This is a genomic window from Paenibacillus sp. strain BS8-2 (assembly GCF_054483835.1).
In genome coordinates, this window is record NZ_CM137010.1 from 5,620,320 (window position 1) to 5,639,618 (window position 19,299).

8 protein-coding genes are annotated in these 19,299 nt (G+C 50.3%); 4 read left to right on the plus strand and 4 right to left on the minus strand.

The features are described 5' to 3' along the window. The first annotated feature begins 356 nt into the window (after positions 1-356). Positions 357-4,544 carry a cohesin domain-containing protein gene (locus ACX1C1_RS24360; RefSeq protein ID WP_458954701.1) on the plus strand — a complete coding sequence of 1,396 codons (4,188 nt, stop codon included), beginning with the start codon at positions 357-359 and terminating at the stop codon, positions 4,542-4,544. 128 nt (positions 4,545-4,672) lie between these two features. Here ACX1C1_RS24360 and ACX1C1_RS24365 read toward each other — a convergent pair whose 3' ends face one another. After that, the gene (locus tag ACX1C1_RS24365) at positions 4,673-9,691 is read right to left on the minus strand and encodes a cadherin-like beta sandwich domain-containing protein (RefSeq protein ID WP_458954702.1); all 5,019 of its coding nucleotides are present in this window, start codon (positions 9,689-9,691) and stop codon (positions 4,673-4,675) included. Between the two features lie 561 nt (positions 9,692-10,252). On the opposite strand from ACX1C1_RS24365, the gene ACX1C1_RS24370 reads away from it, so the two are divergent. Then, entirely contained in the window at positions 10,253-11,173 is a 921-nt protein-coding gene (locus tag ACX1C1_RS24370; protein ID WP_458954703.1) for an acetamidase/formamidase family protein, read from the plus strand. Between the two features lie 55 nt (positions 11,174-11,228). Further along, complete coding sequence (locus tag ACX1C1_RS24375; RefSeq protein WP_458954704.1) at positions 11,229-14,879, plus strand: cohesin domain-containing protein; 3,651 nt, start codon at positions 11,229-11,231, stop codon at positions 14,877-14,879. A 308-nt stretch (positions 14,880-15,187) separates the two neighbouring features. Here the strand turns inward: ACX1C1_RS24375 and ACX1C1_RS24380 are convergent, their stop codons facing one another. From ACX1C1_RS24380 to rbsK, 3 genes are all read right to left on the minus strand, one after another. Then, complete coding sequence (locus tag ACX1C1_RS24380) at positions 15,188-16,312, minus strand: RNA-guided endonuclease TnpB family protein (RefSeq protein WP_458954705.1); 1,125 nt, start codon at positions 16,310-16,312, stop codon at positions 15,188-15,190. Continuing rightward, positions 16,309-16,710: an IS200/IS605 family transposase gene (tnpA, locus tag ACX1C1_RS24385; protein WP_458954706.1), complete on the minus strand. Its 402-nt coding sequence runs from the start codon at positions 16,708-16,710 to the stop codon at positions 16,309-16,311. The genes ACX1C1_RS24380 and tnpA overlap by 4 nt, the downstream gene beginning before the upstream one ends. A gap of 225 nt (positions 16,711-16,935) precedes the next feature. Continuing rightward, a complete protein-coding gene (gene rbsK, locus ACX1C1_RS24390; protein WP_458954707.1) occupies positions 16,936-17,871 on the minus strand; it encodes a ribokinase in 936 nt (311 codons plus the stop codon). Between the two features lie 286 nt (positions 17,872-18,157). On the opposite strand from rbsK, the gene ACX1C1_RS24395 reads away from it, so the two are divergent. Continuing rightward, entirely contained in the window at positions 18,158-19,291 is a 1,134-nt protein-coding gene (locus tag ACX1C1_RS24395) for a copper amine oxidase N-terminal domain-containing protein (protein ID WP_458954708.1), read from the plus strand. Positions 19,292-19,299 lie beyond the last annotated feature (8 nt).

Sequence of the window (19,299 nt, forward strand, 5' to 3'; positions counted from 1 at the left end):
CACCAGGTTAACCGTCGGCGACGGATAGCGTACACGAACTCGAAAGCGGATACATGTTTGAGCCCGACGGTTCAATTGGACGAATGAATTCCATTTGTAATAATCTACGATTATTTGACCCAGTAAGCCAAATTCGTTCTGCAAGGTTAATGAATCACAACATCGGTTTGTTTAAATGTCCGCATTTCCGTACTTATACTAATCACGCACACCGCTAATCCACCATGATGAGGACACTTACTTGATGATCATGAACACAATACGATCGAGGGGGGATATGATTACGGCTAAACAAAGAGCTTTGGAAGTCATCGGCAATGCAAGCATCTCAAAATGATCGAAGGAGGCCCACGACAATGGCAGTACATGAAAGAAAAACGTCGCGATACCTATCCGCCTCGAAGCTCCTCGCCGTCTGTATCGCTTTCACATTGCTTTTTGGCTTAATCCCGCCCTACTCCTCAGTGCAAGCAGAACCATACATCGTGAACGAGTGCCATCATATGGACGATGATTGGCTGTTCTGCGATACCTTCGAAACGAACAAACTTAGTGAATATTATGGATTTTACGCCAGGTGGGGACGGTTTCTTCACCGAACTGAGGGCCTCTACAACTCAAGAGCCCTCGCCTCTTACTTCGGCTATTATGAAGGCGATAAGCTTGAAGGTCAGCCCTACCCGATTCATGGCACCAAGCTGAAGCTAGCCGTCGGCAAAACGCCGGACAACGCCGTATACAAGCCTGCCGGCGATCCGGCGATTGCCGAGCGCGACTTGTATTGGCGCTTCTTCCTGCGGAACAAGACGCAAGAGATCGGAGACAGCGTCATCCAATACGGACCGCTAGCCCGCGTATACGGTTATGGCGCCGGCGATACGCCGATTATGCAGATCGAGATCGACCATCCGAATGCGGACGGCACACTGGTCTCCAAGCTGAGCACCGGTCAATTCGACACGAGCGGACAGCCAACCGGTACAGCTATGGAAGCCGAATTAACCGGTACGACGCCGATCATGCGCGCGGATCAAGCAGGCGCATGGCGCATGATCGAAATTCATGCCAAGCTCAACGATCCCGGCCAGACGAACGGCGTCTATGAGCTATGGATTGACGGCGAATTGGAGTCCAGCCAAGAGGATATCGACTGGGTGGGCTCTTATACGGACTATGGCATTAATGCCATCGAGATCTATAACAACAACAATGATCCAGACGGACCGGTAGGAAGCGACAACGAGTTCAGAGTCTTCGACAATCTGATTGTCAGTCGCGAGCGAATCGGAGATCCTCAGCTCGACGTGCAAACCAATGCGAATTTAAACAACATTGGCAAAAGCGTCGGCAAGCTGACCCCGCATTTCCAGCCGAACGTGACCAGCTATACGCTCACGGTTCCGCATGGGGTAACAAGCGCGCAATTGACGCCCGAAGCGGCTGTTGCCGAGGCTAGCGTCAGCGTGGAAGGAACCGTCCTCGCGCCGGGAGCATCCGTCACCTTAACCGATGAGGTAACGATCGACGTTACGGCTGCCGACGGCGCAACAACCAAGTCGTATACCGTAACGCTCGTACAAGCAGATCCGATTCTCGTCAACGAATGCCAGCAGTTGCAAGCCGATTGGCTGTTCTGCGACGACTTCGAACAAGATCGTTCCAGCCAATACTTTGAGCGCACGAGTCAAGAGCAGTTCTATCGCACGGGCAGCGTCGGTCTCGGCAGCTCCTCCGGCATGAAAGCCGAATACAGACAAGCCGATGGCGACCAGCATGATACCGGTGCCATCAAGGTTGCAATCGGCCGCACGCCGCACGCTTACTTGAATTCGGTTGCAGCGCAGAACGAGGATTTGAGAGAGATCTATTACCGCTTCTACGTGAAGCACGAACAGGATTGGACGGGCGGAGGCGGCGACAAGCTCGCTCGCGTCACCTCCCTCCAGAATGGCAACTGGGCGCAGGCGATGACCGCCGTCGTGTGGAGCGGCAATAACCTGTCCAAAAATTACCTTGTATCGGAGGCAGTTAGCGGGATTGACGAAGAAGGCAACCTGAAATCCACGGGTTGGAATGATTTTGCCAACAATAGCTATGTAGGCGCTCGTCAATCAACTACTCCGATGTATGACGAAAACCATGCGGGCTCCTGGTATGCGGTTGAAGCTCGTGTCAAATTAAACGATCCTGGACAATCGAACGGGATATTCGAGGTATGGATCGACGATAAGCTGGAAATGAGCAATACCAATCTGGATTGGATCGGTACCTACGAGATTGGTCCTGGCGCGGGCTACGGCTTGAACTGGGTGTCGCTCGAAAACTATTGGAACGCCGGAACGCCGCAGGATCAGGAACGGTACTTCGATAACTTCGTGATCAGCCGTTCCAAGATCGGCTTGGCCACGCAGGAGGCCGTGCCTGCCGAAGCAACAGGCACGCTCTCCATCGACAGCTTGGACAAACAGCCTGGCGATACGTTCGAGCTTACTGTAGGAGCAAGTGGTGTTGGATCGCTCAATGCAGCGGATGTTATCGTAAATTACGATCCGGACAAGGTGACATTCGCCACGGTGACGAACGGCGCCGCTGTAAGATTGGCCGATTCAGCTCTTGAATCTCTTGTGCCGGATTCCGCAATCGCAAGCTTCGTCAAAGAAAACGAAGGACAGATTCGACTTATTGTCGCCAAAACCGGAGCACCGCTTGCAATTAGCGAGCAGACCACTCTCATTAGGCTGAACGGACAAATCAAACCATCGGCCGCGGCGGGAGATACATCGATCTCCTTAACGAATTTTACAACCGCCTCGAATGGAATTAGCCAAACGTTGAATGCTGCGAACGCATCGGTGACCGCATCGATTATCGTCATCGACAGCACAGCGCTCGGAGATCGTATTGTCGAAGCGGAGCAGATTCATAGCGCTGCAGCCGTGGGCACATTGCCAGGACAGTACCCGGCAAGCGCAAAAACAGCGCTGAACAATGCAATTGAATCGGCAGACCAGGTGTACACGAACAGTGCGGCGACGCAAAATGAAATCGATCAAGCGTTAACGGCGTTAAATGCCGCGATCGCAGCCTTCGAAGCGTCGGTTATTGTCGCGTTGCCGGCAAACTTTGCCGAGCTTGAAGCCTCGATCACAGCAGCGGAAGCCAGATTGAGCGCTACCTTTGCAGGAACCAAGCTGGGTCAATACCCGAGCGGGGCAAGGACGGCATTAACAAATGCTGTCGGCGCAGCCGAAGCGGTACTTGGCAACACAGCCGCTACGCAAGCTCAAGTCGATCAAGCGGCAGACACGCTTGACCAAGCCGTCATGGACTACAATGCAACGATTATTACGCTTGTGCCAGGCGCAACTGGGGTGTCCATCGCCGACTTGTCGATCGTCGCGAACTACTTTGGCGTCACCTCTCAAGATCCACAATGGTCGGACATCGCCGCTGCCGATATCAAGAACCAAGGTGAAATCACAATTGAGGCGATTGCGGCCATCGCTCAGATGATCTTGAATGATTGGGCCGGCATTCCGAATCTGCCAAGCCAGCCTAACGAATCCGAAACCAGCGGTGTCATCGTCGATTATAATTTCGCTGCCGGCGACAATTGGGTGGACAAAGACGGCTGGGATTGGAAGGACGGCATCCGTGACGTAGAACTGGTATCCGGTGTTTCCGAACGCGGCGCGAAATATCATTACGCTGGAGGCAATAATCCGTTCGGTGATGGAACGCTCGGTGCAGAACAGTATTTCAGCATGCCGGAGCTGTCCGAATTTTGGCTGAAACGGAGAATATGGATTCCCGAAAACTATTTCCATCGCAAGACGATGCGGTTAACGCTATCGGATGCGACAGGCTGGGAAGTTGGCGATTTGGTGCAAGGAGCCAATGCCAATGCGCAAGGCATCATCCAGTACATGGACGGCAATCGAATTGCCTTGCAGGACACCACCTACCCCGAATACAACAATATGTGGAATACAACCGTGACCAATGTAACGAAAGGACTTACGGCGGTAGGCAGCGGCCGCTCGCAGCAAAGCACGAACAATAAATTCCAAGTGTTCTATTCCGATGGATACAGCTTCAATGGCCAAAGCCCTACCGCTGTTTTTCAACTATGGCCCAATGATTATCCAGGGAATATCGGCGGCAATGGCAGCAACCTTCAGCTTCAAGTCGCAGTCGATGGTGCTGGCAGCGGACAAAAGCCCAATACGAATATGGGGACAGTACCGTTCCTGGACGGCGATGATGTCGGGATGTGGATCGATGTCGTGTTCTATATGAAGATGTCATCGAGCCCAACGGTCTACGACGGTACAGCTATCGTCTGGCTCCGCAAGGAAGGGGAAACAGGCTATACGAAGAAGCTTGATCAAAGAGCTCTCAACATGGGCGCTCGTCCCGGCGCAGGTTCTTTCCGCAATGGATATATGTGGGGCTGGGCCAACTCCGGTTATGAAGAGCCGACTACCTTCTACGAGTCTCGCGTGATCTTGTCCGAAGAATCGATTGACGGGCTCGTGCCGTAAATACCGAATTCGAAGAACGAGCAAGTCGTCCTCTTCACGTCTTAATCACTAAAGAGCGCTCACACGCTGGGCGCACTGCAAATGAAAGCCGCTAGACCCTTAAGGTCCGGCGGCTTCTTGTTGCTTTCTTATTCTGTCAGCCAGTCGGCTAAAATCATCTGCGCGACGGCGGCCAACGTTTCAATCGTGATCTCGCCATGATCCAGTAGATCAGCAATGGCAACCTGGTTCCAATCTTCATCACTTTCCTTAACAGCGAAGTATTCTGCAAGGAATGATAGATCATTGATTGTTATTTGCGTCTGCCCCGCAATAAAGGTAATGATCGATGCGGAGTACGCTGTGACTGCTTGATTCAACGTGGTAACGGCAAGATCAACCTGCGCTTGCGTGGACGTATTATTGTTCTTTCTAGTCATTGCGGCCTGAATCGCCGTATGGAACGTTGCCCGCGAGCTTTGGCTGTATTGTCCCAGCTTGTTGCCCTCGATCGTTGACGCGTAACGACCCTCGGCAATCGAGATGGCGGCTTGCAGCGCCGTGAAGTTAGCTGGATTAGCTACGTGAACAGCATTCGAGAACGTGGTTAATGCAACCTCAAGCGTAAGTATGGCTTGACTCACTCCCGTCTGCGTAGAACCATTGTCGTTCTGAACCGCAAGCGCGGCTTGAATAGCCGTGTTTAGCGCTGTCTTGGCATGAGATGGATATTGCCCCGGCTCGTTCCCAACAACAGCATCAGCGTAGATTTGCAGGGCATTCGCAGTCAGCGCGATTAGAGTTGTCCGGTCAACCGCGAGCACCTCGAAGTTCGCTATCGCTCCGGATACGTCGAGGATGTTGCCAACCCCACTCTTCGATGTCCCAAAGCTGACCAGCGATACCGTGGAACTACCGGCTGCAGCAGCATCCTTCACTTTGCCATACAGCTTAAAGATCGGAAGCGAGCCGCTGACTGCGTTCGCTGCGCCCGTCGTCGTAAGAATCACGCGAATCTGTCCCTCATTTTCTTTGACGGCGCTTATGATCGAGTAATTAGGAAGCAGCGATTCAATGGCGGAGCTTGCAAGTGCAACCGTGTTGCCGCTTGTCGCTGTAGCAAATTCAAGCTTCTCCGGATCATACTGGATAATGACGTCAGAGACGGTAAAAGGTTCAACGTCAACAGCGCTAATCGTCAGTTCGACCGCATCACCAGCTTGTTTCGACGATTCATCGATTGTCAGATTGCCGCTTGCTGTTTCCGGTGCGGCATCGTCAACCGCGAGACCGATCTTGGAGCGGCTGATTACAAAGTTATCAAAATAACGCTCCTGATCCTGCGGCGTTCCCGCATTCCAATAGTTTTCGAGAGCGAGCCAGTTGAGGCCATACCCTTTGCCTGGGCCAATCTCGTAAGATCCGATCAGATTCAGGTCCGTGCGGCTCATCTGCAGCTCATCGTCAATCCAGATTTCGAATATGCCGTTGGACTGGCCTGGATCGTTAAGCTTGACACGCGTCTCCACCGCATACCATGAACCGACGTGGTTCTCATCATAGATTGGCGTCTGGGATGTCTGCCCGCCAAACCAGTATAGGTTAGGCCAATCGTTCCACTTCGTAGATAACAGCGTACCGCTTGCGTCCGTCCCCCTTGCCGGTTCTGCTACGAGAAGGTTACGTCCGTTATTGTTCCCGCTCCAGACATGTGCGATCATCGACTGCGCCCAATTCTCGGTCTGCATGGAGCTGAGACGCGCCAGCTTGTCACCGCCGCCGCCAATCCAGTCCTTTTCATGTTTGAGGTAGAACCGGAAGTATACCTCTGTCAAATCTTCATTCTCCGCAGCAACCGGATTCAGATAAGTAGAAGGCGTACGGCCAAATGCGATTTTAATCGCGCCCGTGTCATGTTCGGCCCCGTCGGCTTGACGGAACTCCGCCTTCATGCCGGAAGAACCTCCGAGACCCACATCGCCAGTCCGGTAAAACTGATTCTGGCTCGTCCGCTCGAAATATTGATCCATGCGATCAACCTCGTAGTCATCGCAGAACAGCCAGTCCACATTTGCTGCGGAACATTCGTTCACCTTGAACGGCGCAGCCTGTGCCAGCGTGACGCTGTACGTCTTCGCCGTGCTGCCGTTCCTTGCCGTTACTTCAATCAGGGCCTGATCCGTTCCGCTTAATGTGAAGTCGCTGCCTGCTGGAAGCACATCGCCGTTCACTTTCACAGTCGCCTCTTCATCAGCCGTAAACGGCGTAATGTCCGTGCTCGTTAAGCCATGCTCTAACGTCAACGTATAGTCTGTCACATTCGCTTGGAAGTGCGGCGACAGCTTGCCATCGCTTTTGGCGATATTGCTTAAATTCGCATTGATCTGGCTTATTGCGCCGGGAGCTCCGATTGGCTCGCTGCTGACGATAAAGTTATCATAAGCCCGATACTCGTAATCACCGCCTGGAACGCCTGGCTGGTTGTTCGTATTGTACAGCTCCACAACATTGATGCCGTAATCGGTATAGTCGCCGACCCAATCCAAATTTGTTTTGCTGGATTCCAATTCGCCATCGATCCAGAGCTCGTAGACGCCATTGCTGGCTCCAGGATCGTTCAGCTTGGCGTGAATTTCAACAAGCCGCCACTGGCCCGCTTGGTTAGCCGCCATTACCGGAGTTGTTCCGTTCAGCGTATCCGTCAAGACTGCTCCGACCGGCTCGCTGCCACCGGCGAATTGAGCAGTGCTTAATTTGGAGACCAGAGTGCCCGTCGTATCCGGATAACTTAGCTCGATCTGCATGAAAGGCACGTTGCCGGGACCATATCCATAGACACGGGCTAGCGGACCGTTGTTAATCGTAGTATTTCCCTCGGCTATGGAGTTGCTCTTCATATAGAAACGCCAATACAGATCACGTTCTGCTATGCTGTCATCGCCTACCGGCTTGTATACGGTATTATCCGGCGTTTTGCCTACAGCGAGCTTCAGCCATGTTCCGTGAGCCGGATGAGCTTCCCCATTCAGCTTGTCACCGGCATAAAAACCATAATAAGACGACATGGCGGTAGAATTCTCAATCCCTGTGCCCGACCGAACGAAACGGCCCCAACGATTGAAGTAATCGTAGTACTTGTTCAATTGATTGGTTTCGAACGTATCGCAATGCAGCCATCCCGATTGCGGGTTGAGGCATTCATTAACGACGGCAGGCCGCTTAAAGGTAATGGTGTATGTTTTGGTTGATGTTCCATTCGGTGCCGTAACGACGATTTCCGCATTACTATGATTGACGTCCACGGGAACCTCTAACTCGACGCCGTTGCCAACAGACTGTCCATTAATGGAGATGGTCGCCTGAGGATTCTCGGTCGCAACCGACAGGTTCACGCTGGATACCGAAGCCGGCAGCTCCATATTGTATTGAAGAGTGCCGGTATCGAACACGGGATTGAGCGAATTCGCTCCCACATCTATTGCAGTTAAATTCGTATTGCCCGTATCCATCTGCGCTTTCAACTCAGCCGGCAAATCTCTCATGAACTGCACGTTGTCGTACCATAACGTCCAAGGATGGGCAAGACTTGCGGAGTTGGCATTCGCAAGATCCAGGCTTGCGAAATGTCTGGCGTTCAGGTCGTTTCTGTTCTTGATATTCGTCGCATGAACACGCAATTCGCCATCGATCCAGACCATATATTCGCCATCGCGCTGACCATCCGTGTTATAACGCATAAAGGCTTTAAAGTTATGCCACTCGTTAGAAGGCGGAATAAAGGCTTCGGTGGCATGCTCGACAACTACCGCATTGTCAGTCCGAACGCCATCGTAGTTAATCGTTGTTTGCGTATCGTTCTCGACCCCTGCGCCATTGCCGTATGAAATCGCTGTAAGTCGAGCTGGCGGATCACCATTGAGTGCAAACGTTGTATTGGCGTAGCCTTGCGATTGGTTCTGTTTGCCGAACAGCTTCAGAAACTTGCTGCCGCCGGATGGGTTGTCGACCTTGAAATCAAAGTCGACGAAGACCTGATCCAGATTCAAGGTACCTACCGGATAACGGAACCACGGCACGCTGTTAGGTGCTGTGTAGGTAATAGATGCCGCATGCGATCCATCCGGTCCTGCCGTTGGATCAATGACAACCGCCCCGCCCACCTCTCCCCATCCGTGGTTACTAGGCGAATCTGAATATGCGTCGAAGTTGTCCGCGAAGATCAAATTAGGTAGCGGACCTACTGGCACATTGGGATCCAATGCAGAGCCTATTCGCTCCGTACTTACCACCAAATTATCATGATATCTGTATTGCAAAGGGATGCTTGAAGCGCCCAAATAATTGTTTACGTCGATTTGGTTAAAGGCATAATCCTGATACGAGCCTAACCAGTTCAAATTACTTCGGTCGATCTCCAGATTATCATTGACCCACATCTGGAAGATTCCATTTGACATCCCCGGATCATTTTGTTTGATGCGGACTTCAATTTGATTCCAGGTATTGATTTCCGAAGCTCCTAAACCGAAAACACGGGGCTGATTCAAAGAATCCACGAACATGGGTGACTGGAAGCTTCCTGTCGGATTACCGCTTCCATCGAGCACAGCGGGATAGAGATCGACATATGGCCGACCATATGAATATTTGATTACCGCTTTTGCCATTGTCTGATTCCCGGCGCCATTGGCGTAGAAGGTTGCAAAGGTGCCTCCGTCGCCGACGGTCCAGCTCTCGCTATTCTTGACATACATTCGCCAATAAACATCCCGGTAAGCCGTATTCGGATCGCCGACGGGCTTGTCCGTTGCCGGATTTGGCGATTTGCCGAAGGCAAGGCTCAAATAAGGCGGACCCGTATTTCCGGAAAATTCACTTGCCAGCGCCGTCGAAGCCATGCCTAGACCCGTTCCCGCTTCCCTGAAAAGCTTATCGGGCTGGACGCCGAACGGTTCCTTGTATGAAGCGGAACGGTCACTTTCGAAATCATCGCAGAACAGCCATGCCTCATCAGGCTCCGCGCACTCCCCGACTAAGAAGGCTTCCCCGTCGGCCATGGAAGCCGGATAGATCGGGATGATACTTAGAAATATCAGCAAGACGAGCATGCGAGCTAGAAGCGTTGATGAATGAAACCCGTGAACCAAACGTTGAACCTTTTGTCCCATTGTCGAGCCTCCCTAGAATAGTTTCCAGTGGTCATTTGCAATTTCATAATCAGCGGTGGATATCAGAACAGTCCTCCTTTACATTAGTCATACAATTAGGATGCGAGATTAGTATAGGATTCCTGTCTCGAGAATTGTACAAACCAATTGTGATTTCCATTAACTAATTTGTACTTATTAGCATCAAAACCATTTATGATTACATCTCGCAAAGCAGCAAAGACCGCCTTCTACAAGGATCCTACGGATCCTCTCCACCGGCGTATCCCTCTAATCTATCCTTTCACTTCTCCGTATAAAAATAAAAAAATATCGTTGTTTTACACAAAAGTAATTGAATTGTTAATCGCAATCCCCAAAAACATCTTATACAATCGAATTGCCATACCGTCGCTACTAAGTTTGAACTTGCATGTTTTCCAGAACGGTATTGCATGTCATTCGAATGATAGATTCACACAAATAAAAAGGAGGTTGATCATTTATTGGACGCCCAGGATTGCCCCGCACTGCTAATCAAAGGTTGACGAAACAAGAAGTCATTTTCAAGGAGCGTGCGACATGACGAAGAGCTTTCAGCCCTCTCGCTACTACGACACAATAGGCTGGCACCAACCGCAGCTTTATGTGAAAAGCGGCGAAACGATAACCGTGTCCACGCTGGATGCAGGAGGATGGGATCAATTCGGGGAACAAGCAGCGCCGGGCGGGAATCCACTATCAGGTCCAGTGCACATTGAAGGCGCAGAGCCTGGCGACATGCTTGAGATCACTTGGGATTCCATTGTCCCGAGCCGGGACTGGGGATGGTCGCTCAACATGGCTGCTCCCCATACCGTCGATCCTTCGTATGCCATGCATCTGACGGAACCTAAGAAGGTGATCTGGCATGTAGATGTCGATGGAGGTTTGAGCTGGTTAAAGGAGCCCTCTCCGGCGCTGTCCCGTCTCAAGCTGCCGTTGCGCCCGTTTCTGGGCTGCTTTGGCGTCGCACCGCCTGGCCGACAGGCGATTACGACCTTCACCTCCGGCGAATATGGCGGCAATATGGATTACAATGGCTTCGTTGCCGGCACGACGACCTACCTTCCGGTATTTGCCGAAGGCGCTTTGCTTCATCTGGGGGATGGTCATGCGTTGCAAGGCGACGGCGAAATTGTTGGCGCCGCAATCGAAATTTCGATGGATGTCACGTTGACCGTTCGCGTACATAAGCAGAGCAGCCTGCGCTGGCCGCGAGGAGAAAGCGATCGTCATCTGTTCACAGTTGGCAACGCAAGGCCGCTGGATCAAGCGCTGCAGCACGCGACTACCGAGATGATGGATTGGCTCATGGATCGCTGCAAGCTCACTGTAGAAGAGGCCAGCCAGCTATTGGGACAGGCCGGCGAATACCGAATCGCGAATGTGTATAATCCCGCTTACAGCGTCGTCTGTCTGCTCGACAAACGTTATCTTGCAGAACTGCAGCAGCCGGGATGAATGAGATTTGACAGGCTCTGATGGCTTAAGATTCACCCATTAATGAGGAGGGGAAATGATGAAACGTTTGACGTTTAACGAATTTCTTTCTGAGCTTCGGGTAAAAGTAGGCACCATCATGATTGCGATACTGCTGATTGGAGGGCTGGCAGCAACAATGGCGCTAGCCTCTGAAGAACATGCTGCTGATGAATGCGAGGCCATACAAGAAGCGTGGCTGTTCTGTGATGACTTTGACGAAGACCGCTTAAGCAGCTATTATCACCACAGCCATCCCGCATTGCTGAAACGTACTGCGGGAACGGGCATGGAGGATTCTACGAGCCTCGATGGCATTTTCTCTGGAAACAATGGTCACGGCAACATTCGTCTGGCATTCGGAAAAACACCGGATGCGCTTGTATACAAACCTGTCGGAGATCCAGATGAAGTCGTACGCGAATTCAGTTGGAGATTTTATGTCAAAAATGATGAAGCTTGGTCTGTTGGAGAAGATGGCATGTTTGCGAACCTGTACGCCTATGGTCCTAACAATCAAGTGCTGATGAAAGTGACGGCAAACCTTGCCTATGGAGCCATCTATTCGTATGTCCAAACAGCCAATCTGGATGGAAACGGCAATCCAAACGGATTGAATAGCCAAATATATGTGGGAACCGGAAAGAAAATTTTGGAAATAGGCAATCATGATTGGAATCTGGTTGAGTTCCAGATCAAATTAAACGATCCTGGACAAAGCAACGGCAAATACCAAGTGTATATCAACGAAAATCTGGTTAGCGATTTATCAAATATGAACTGGATTGGATCTTATCAAGACTATGGATTCAATGTCGTAGAATTTGAACAGTCTCTGGACGCATCTGGCGTCCCGCAACAGCATCGATATATTGACAATCTGGTGTTAAGCACGGAGCCAGTTGGCCCTATTGAGACCGAGGATGAGCCAACTGATCCGGAACCGCCAGGCTCGCTTCATTTTGAAGACGATTTCGAGACAGGAGATTTGAGCAATACTAACTCCTTCTTTGAATGGAGCGATCAAGTATATACCGGCGTCTCCTCGGACATTGCCAGGAGCGGCAGTCAGAGCTTGAAATTTACGTATAACGGCGGTCCAGAAGGAACTTATTCCTGGTCAGAACAACGATTCGACCTTTTGTCTGACACAGAGGAAATTTGGATCAGTTGGTACCAATATTACCCGGATGGCACAGAGGGACTCGGTCCAGAGTGGAATCACCGAGCGGTTGACGGTTGGCCAAACAACAACAAGCTGCTTCTTATCGGTAATAAGAACTGGGAGCCTGGCGGTCACGGTTCCTTTAATCAATACGGCTTTGAGACAGAGCCGCTAACCGGCGGGAACTCCAAAGTCGATATCAAATGGGTGCCTGATGGCAATTCATTTGGTGTTTACGGCAAACCATCCATTAACGGCGGTATCCTGCAGGATGACACGACACGCGGGCGCTGGGTCGAATATATCGCCCACTTCGAAGTATCAAGCGGCTGGCAAGTAGCCGATGGCGTAGCCGAACTTTGGGTTGACGGGACAAAGGTGCATAATCATCATGATCTGAACGCATGGCTCTGGACAGGCGGACCCAATGACGGCGAGTTCAACATCTTTAATCATGGTTATTTGATGGGCTGGGCGAACAGCGGCTTCCACGAGACTTCATATACGTATATCGATGATTTCGTCATTTCCGTAACTCCCCCCGATTCTTTGGAATATGAAGAAGAGGAACCGCCTGTCAATCCGATTACGGTTCCAGTCAATGAATGTACCAGTAATCCGAATGGGCAATGGATCTTCTGCGATGACTTCGAAGCAGATAAGACGAATCAATACTATGATTATTTCTCCAGATGGGGACGGTTCTTAAGAGAGCCCGTCAAGGGCATCAGCAACTCCATAGGCATCACATCCTACTTCGGCTACTATGGCGCGGATCCGGAGACTGCCCCGCATGGCACCTGGCTCAGGAAAGCCTTTGGCAAAACGCCGGACAATACGTATTATAAACCGTCTGGTAATACAGCTGAGCCTGTGAGGGACCTTTATTCACGCTTCTTCATGAAGTCGAATTCAGCTGAAGCGGAAACCGCTCTCGCAAGCACGGGGCCTTTGATGCAAGTATTGGGATATGGTCCGGGTAATGTACCCTTCATGAATGTGGAGGTCGGGTATCCCGATCAATCGGGTAAGCTTCAATCCATCCTGTATACCGGAGAGTTCGACGGGAACGGCGAACCTACGGGACTCGTCTTGCATACAGAATTGGAAAGCACGACTCCCGTGATGCATCGCTCCGAAGCTGGCACATGGCATGAGATCGAGGTTCATGTCAAGCTGAATACGCCTGGACAATCCAATGGCGTATACGAGCTTTGGATTAACGGGGTATTGGAATCCAGCTTATACAATATCAATTGGACAGGGGCATATACCGATTATGGTATCAATGCGTTCGAGATTTATAATACGAATAATCAACCGGGTGTAGCCGGAAATGATAGTGAGTTTAGAGTATTCGACAACTTGATTCTAAGTCACAGCAGAATCGGTCAAACCGAAGAAGAGCAAGAGGCCACAGCCTCGCTAACCATTGATAGTGTATCCAAACTTGTCAATCAAGAGTTTGAAGTCACTGTAGGCGTTCAGGACACGACGCCGTTTACGGCAGCGGAAGTTATGGTCAGCTATGATCCTCAACAGCTTGAATTTGACACGGAGACGGAAGGCGGTATCGTTGTATTAGCAGATACGGCCATCGAATCTCTGCTCCCGAACTTCACTATTGCCAATGCTATTAAGGTATCCGAAGGCAAAATCATGTTCCTATTGCTAACAGCTGGAGAAGCTAATGCGGCAAGCGGCGATCTTCCTCTGTTCAAATTGCATGGCAAAGTGAGAGCTAATGCAGCACTTGGCAGCACCGCCATCACCTTGTCCAACTTCAAAATATCGATGGATGGTTCCGGCCCGACGCTGGATACTTCTACGGCTTCCGTAGAAATGGAGATTTCGCAAGCGGATAAGTCGGACTTGATAGCTGCCCTCTCATCAGCGCAGCAAATCTACGACTCCGCAGTCGTTGGCTCGCAGCCTGGACAATACCTGGCGAGCGTAAAAACCGCTTTAAACAACGCCATTCAAGCAGCGTCTGCGGTTCGTAACAATATGGCGGCGACACCACTGGAGATAAGCAACTCGGTAGCCGCTTTGCAAGCTGCGGTCACGACGTTCACGAGCTCTGTGAATCCTTCTCCATCTGCGAACTTGACAGCGCTGCAATCAGCAATTGCATCCGCGGAAAGCAAACACGAGCAAGCCGCTGAAGGTACTAAGCTAGGTAAATATACAGCTGGCTCGAAAGCGACCCTGTTTACCGCCATTCAGTCTGCAAAGCTTGTACGCGACAACAACTCTGCAACACAAGCGCAAGTGGATCAAGCCGTAACGGCGCTGAATCAGGCCAAAGCAGCCTTCGCTGCTGCCATTATCACACTAACTCCGGGGGCTACAAGCATCTCGATTCACGATCTGTCCATCATCTCCAAATATTTCGGCGCAACAAGTTCGGATGCCAATTGGTCCGAGATTGCAATAGCCGACGTCTTCGGAGAAGCAGAAATCACGATCGAGGACCTCGCTGCAGTCGCGCAGATGATCCTGGCCAATTGGTTCGCGGAATAATAATTAGCTAAGGAGCCGCCGGAACTCAGTTTCCGGCGGCTCTCTCCATTCTTTTCAGCTTAATGCGATGTAAGACAAATAACCGATTGTGCCATAACCTGCAAAAATCGCATAATCCCTGTCCTTAAACGTCTTCAGCAGCTTGTCTGCCTAGCAATTGGACAATCTCTGCACACTTTCCGGAGTAGTGACATACTCCCACCACCTGCGCTAACGCTTAGAGGTGGGGGCTTCTTGGGACATACCAGCTAATGCCAGTATCATGACCAAGCTATCCCCGTTTGCCCCACGGTTCTGATTCGTGCCGATTAGGCTATACCCAGCTTCCGGCAACCTTCATTTTTGATGTTGATTGCCGCGTTTACGTCTCTGTCTAATGCTGTGCCACAGTGCTGGCATACCCAAGTTCGATCTGCCAATGTAAGTTCCTTGTTATCGTTTTGGCAATATCTGCACCGTTTGCTGGATGGAAACCATTTGTCAATCACAACAAGTTGTTTTCCTTGCTCCGCAAGCTTATACCCCAAAAAGGTCTTTAGCATCCCGAATCCATTGTCATTCGTAGATTTTCCCAGACGGAGTCCTTGCGCCATTCCACGCATATGTAAGTCTTCTATGGCAACGGCTGAGCAGGCATTGGCTATCTGCCTGGAGCGCTTATGCAAGAAGTCTTTGCGCTGGTTCGCTACTTTTTCATGGAGCTTGGCTACTTTAAGGCGTTGCTTTTCACGGTTTTTACCGCCTTTTTTGCGTTTAGACAGCTTGCGCGCAGCTTTTCTCAGTCTTTCTTCTGCCTTTCGGTAGAATTTTGGATAGTCAGCACTGTTTTCCTGACTATCGACAAACAATGAACGAGACGAATAATCCAAACCTACTACCGTTTCAGGGGTTGGCTCTACTAGATTTATTCGTGCTTCGTATTGGATCAATAGGGAGACGAAATATTTACCCGTTGCCGTTTTACTTAGCGTTGCAGACTTTATGATGGCTTCCTTTGGCAACTGACGGTGAAGCTTAATCTTCACATCTTTCAGTTTAGGCAGTCGGATGGTTTGGCTGTCTATGAGCCGAATCGTGCCGCATTGATTGTTCGTAGTATAGGATTTCTTATCGTGATGCTTATTCTTGAACTTCGGAAAACCCACAGACGGGTCTCGGAAGAAATTCTTATAAGCCGTTTGCAGATTCAATTGTGCATTCGCCAGCGCCAGACTGTCTACTTCTTTGAGCCAAACAAAATCTTTCTTGAAGTCGGCTGGAAGCCTATATTTCTGTTTCTTCATTGCTTCTTTATCGTCTTTGAATGACTCGTAAACTTCTTTTCGATTCGCAAGCATTTGATTATAGATAAATCGCACACAACCAAACGTTTTATTGATGAGAATTTCTTGCTCGGCATTCGGATAAATCCGATATTTGAATGCTTTGTTCATATCTTCTCACCTTGGCTTTCGATATAACGTCTGACCACTTCAATGGGTGCTCCGCCTGTTGTTAGCAGACAAAAACTTCTCGACCAGAAATATTCTTTCCATAGTGATTTTCTAATGATGGAATGTTCTTTTTTGACCAGACGTGATGATGCGCTTTTATAGGTATTGATAAATTTAGATAACTCACTGTTTGGCTGTGCCTTGAACAAAATATGAACATGGTCTTTGTCGTGATTCCATTCCTGTAATGCAATATTGTACTTCGGTGCAATATATTCGGATATCTCCTTGAGACGATTCGATATTTGATCATCAATCACTTTTCGACGATATTTGATAACTAAAACAAGATGATAGTACATCAAGAATACTGAATGATTATTATTATCTAATTCCACAGTATCACCGCCATTTACAACTATACTACTGATTGTATCATGACGGCGTGTATTTTGTAAGCAACGCTTCGAAGACGGTAATTCATCTCCCACCTATAGAGGATAGGAGACTTCTTGCCGTATGAGGTTAAATAGGTACAGCGATGAACATGAGCTTTGGTTAGCTCCTATTCATCGCTGTTTTTATTTGTTCGATACGATTCGCTATGTTCTCGGCTGGTGGCATTAAATGTTGGAGCGTTGCATGAAGCTCTCGACTTCTTCCTTTGTTGGGATCGATATCTGCGCTCCGTACTTCGTAACAGCTAGCGCAGCAGCCGCGGACGCGAAGCGAAGCGAGCGCTCAACCGTGGCCCCGCTCTCCCGTTCGGCGGCGAATGCTCCGATAAACGTGTCACCGGCAGCAGTTGTATCCACCGGCTGCACCTTATAGGCTTGTACGCGCTGCAGCCCCCCTGCTCGGTCCGCATAGATCGCTCCTCTCGAGCCAAGCGTCAATACGACGCTTTCGGCCCCTGCCTCTACAAGCGCACGCGCAATCTTCACCTCGGCTTCTTCTCCTTCTCCAAGCTCTGCTCCCGTAATCCATTCGGCCTCCGACTCATTCAGGATCAGACAATGAATATACTTGTATATTTCGTTCGGAAGGGCGACGGCAGGCGCTGGATTACAATAAACTCTCATCCCCGTCCGCGATGCTTCGGAGATTGCCGCAAGCGTCGTCCCCATCGGAATTTCGTTCTGGAGCAAGACGGCCGAGCAGCTCTCAATCTGATGCCATGCCGCTTCAAGATCACTTGGAGTCAGCTTCCCATTGGCCCCCGAAGACAGTATGATACTATTTTCTCCAGCTTCATCCACCGTAATATATGCAAGTCCCGAAGAACCACCTTTGCTTATAATGGTATCCGTATTTACGTCGCTTGTTTGTAACGAAGTTAATAAGTCGCGTCCAGCAGAGTCGCCGCCTACCGCCCCAAGCATTGTAACCTCTGCTCCGGATCTCGCGCCTGCTACCGCTTGATTTGCCCCTTTGCCGCCCGGACTATACAAAGTATCGGAGCCGTGTATCGTTTCACCTGGTTTCGGGTGACGCTGAACGTGAACAACAAGATCCATATTGATGCTGCCTATAACCGCAAGTCGCGCTTTATTTTCCATTTTATAAACATCCCTTTCAGGTTTAATCATGCGGCGCTTTTATAAGATAGCTAGCCCCATCCTTAGCTTCGACCTTCTACAATTATCCATATCTAATAGTTTAACGCATGATCAAGAAACATGTCTTGCAGATTTTGGCTGGCAAATTATATAATTCGGTTATACTTAGCCTTTGCTGCCGAAACTTATCGGCATTCGACATGATCAATCAACAACATTCGACTTCGCGAGTCCGGTATAATGACGGCATATCGTATTGCCGATAACCGAACAAGGAGTGACGCGTATGAACACGTACAGTCTACCCAAAAAGAAAACGCTTACGTTTTTGGCAGCTTCCATCTTCGCGGCGGCGATTCTGTTCCCCTCTGCTACTTATTCGGCAGACAAGCAAGTGGAAGTATTCGTGAACGGACAAAGCTTATCGTTCGGCGAAGCGGGTCCGGTATTGCTGGATGGGAGAACACTCGTGCCGTTTCGGGACATGTTCGAAGCACTGGGGTATCAGGTAAAGTGGGATGTAGAGGAGCAGACAGCAATCGGTGAGCGGGACGGATATGTCATCGAGCTGCCGACGGGCAGCTTCATCGCAACCGTTGGAGGAGTGGAAACGGCGCTAGACGTTCCCGCTCGCATTCTGGATGGCAAAACGTATGTGCCGCTTCGGTTCGTATCGGAGCATAGCGGGTACGAGGAAACTTATGTTTCAACAACAAATGCCTTAAAAATTGGCGTGTCGGATGGTTCAATAACGGAGCCAATTCCCTTGCTTCCAGTATCTCAAACCATTGTCGGTCGCGTGATGGACGAGCAAGGCAATGGAGAATCCGGATTCCATGTTACAGCGCATGGAATCCATACAACGAACGCTCAAGCGGAAGCTGTATCCAACGAATATGGATATTACGCTATTGAGCTTCCGGCTGCCAATGAAAAGTGGCAGCTTGCGGAAACCTATGAGTCGGTTCACAGCGGCATTACGTATACAGGCAAGCTGCTGTCGGATACTTCGGAGCCCGTATCCGCCAGCGCCGGCGGAATACGAAACTTGACTGTCATCGAGCTGATGGGAGCAGTCTATATGGAGCTTGAAGAGGGATCGGCCCCCGTCAGTGAGCCGCTTTCTCCTGACGATGTAGTTCTGACACTTTCGCCAATAGGGCCCCATCCTAATGGGAGGGATGGTGAGACGATCGTCAAACGCGTGACACTGTTGGACGATGGCATAGGCATCAAGGCGCTGCCGATTGGCCAATATGAGGTTACTGCTCATTACATGCCTCCAGGCGGCATTCCCGTACCAATGGCCGTACGGATCAAAGGCGATGGCGAGTTTCACTCCGCCATAACACCTACTTTCCGCGAGCAGCAAGGCGAAGGTTACATGATGGAAATCGAAGTCATGCCGATAAATCCTTGATCGCTCCA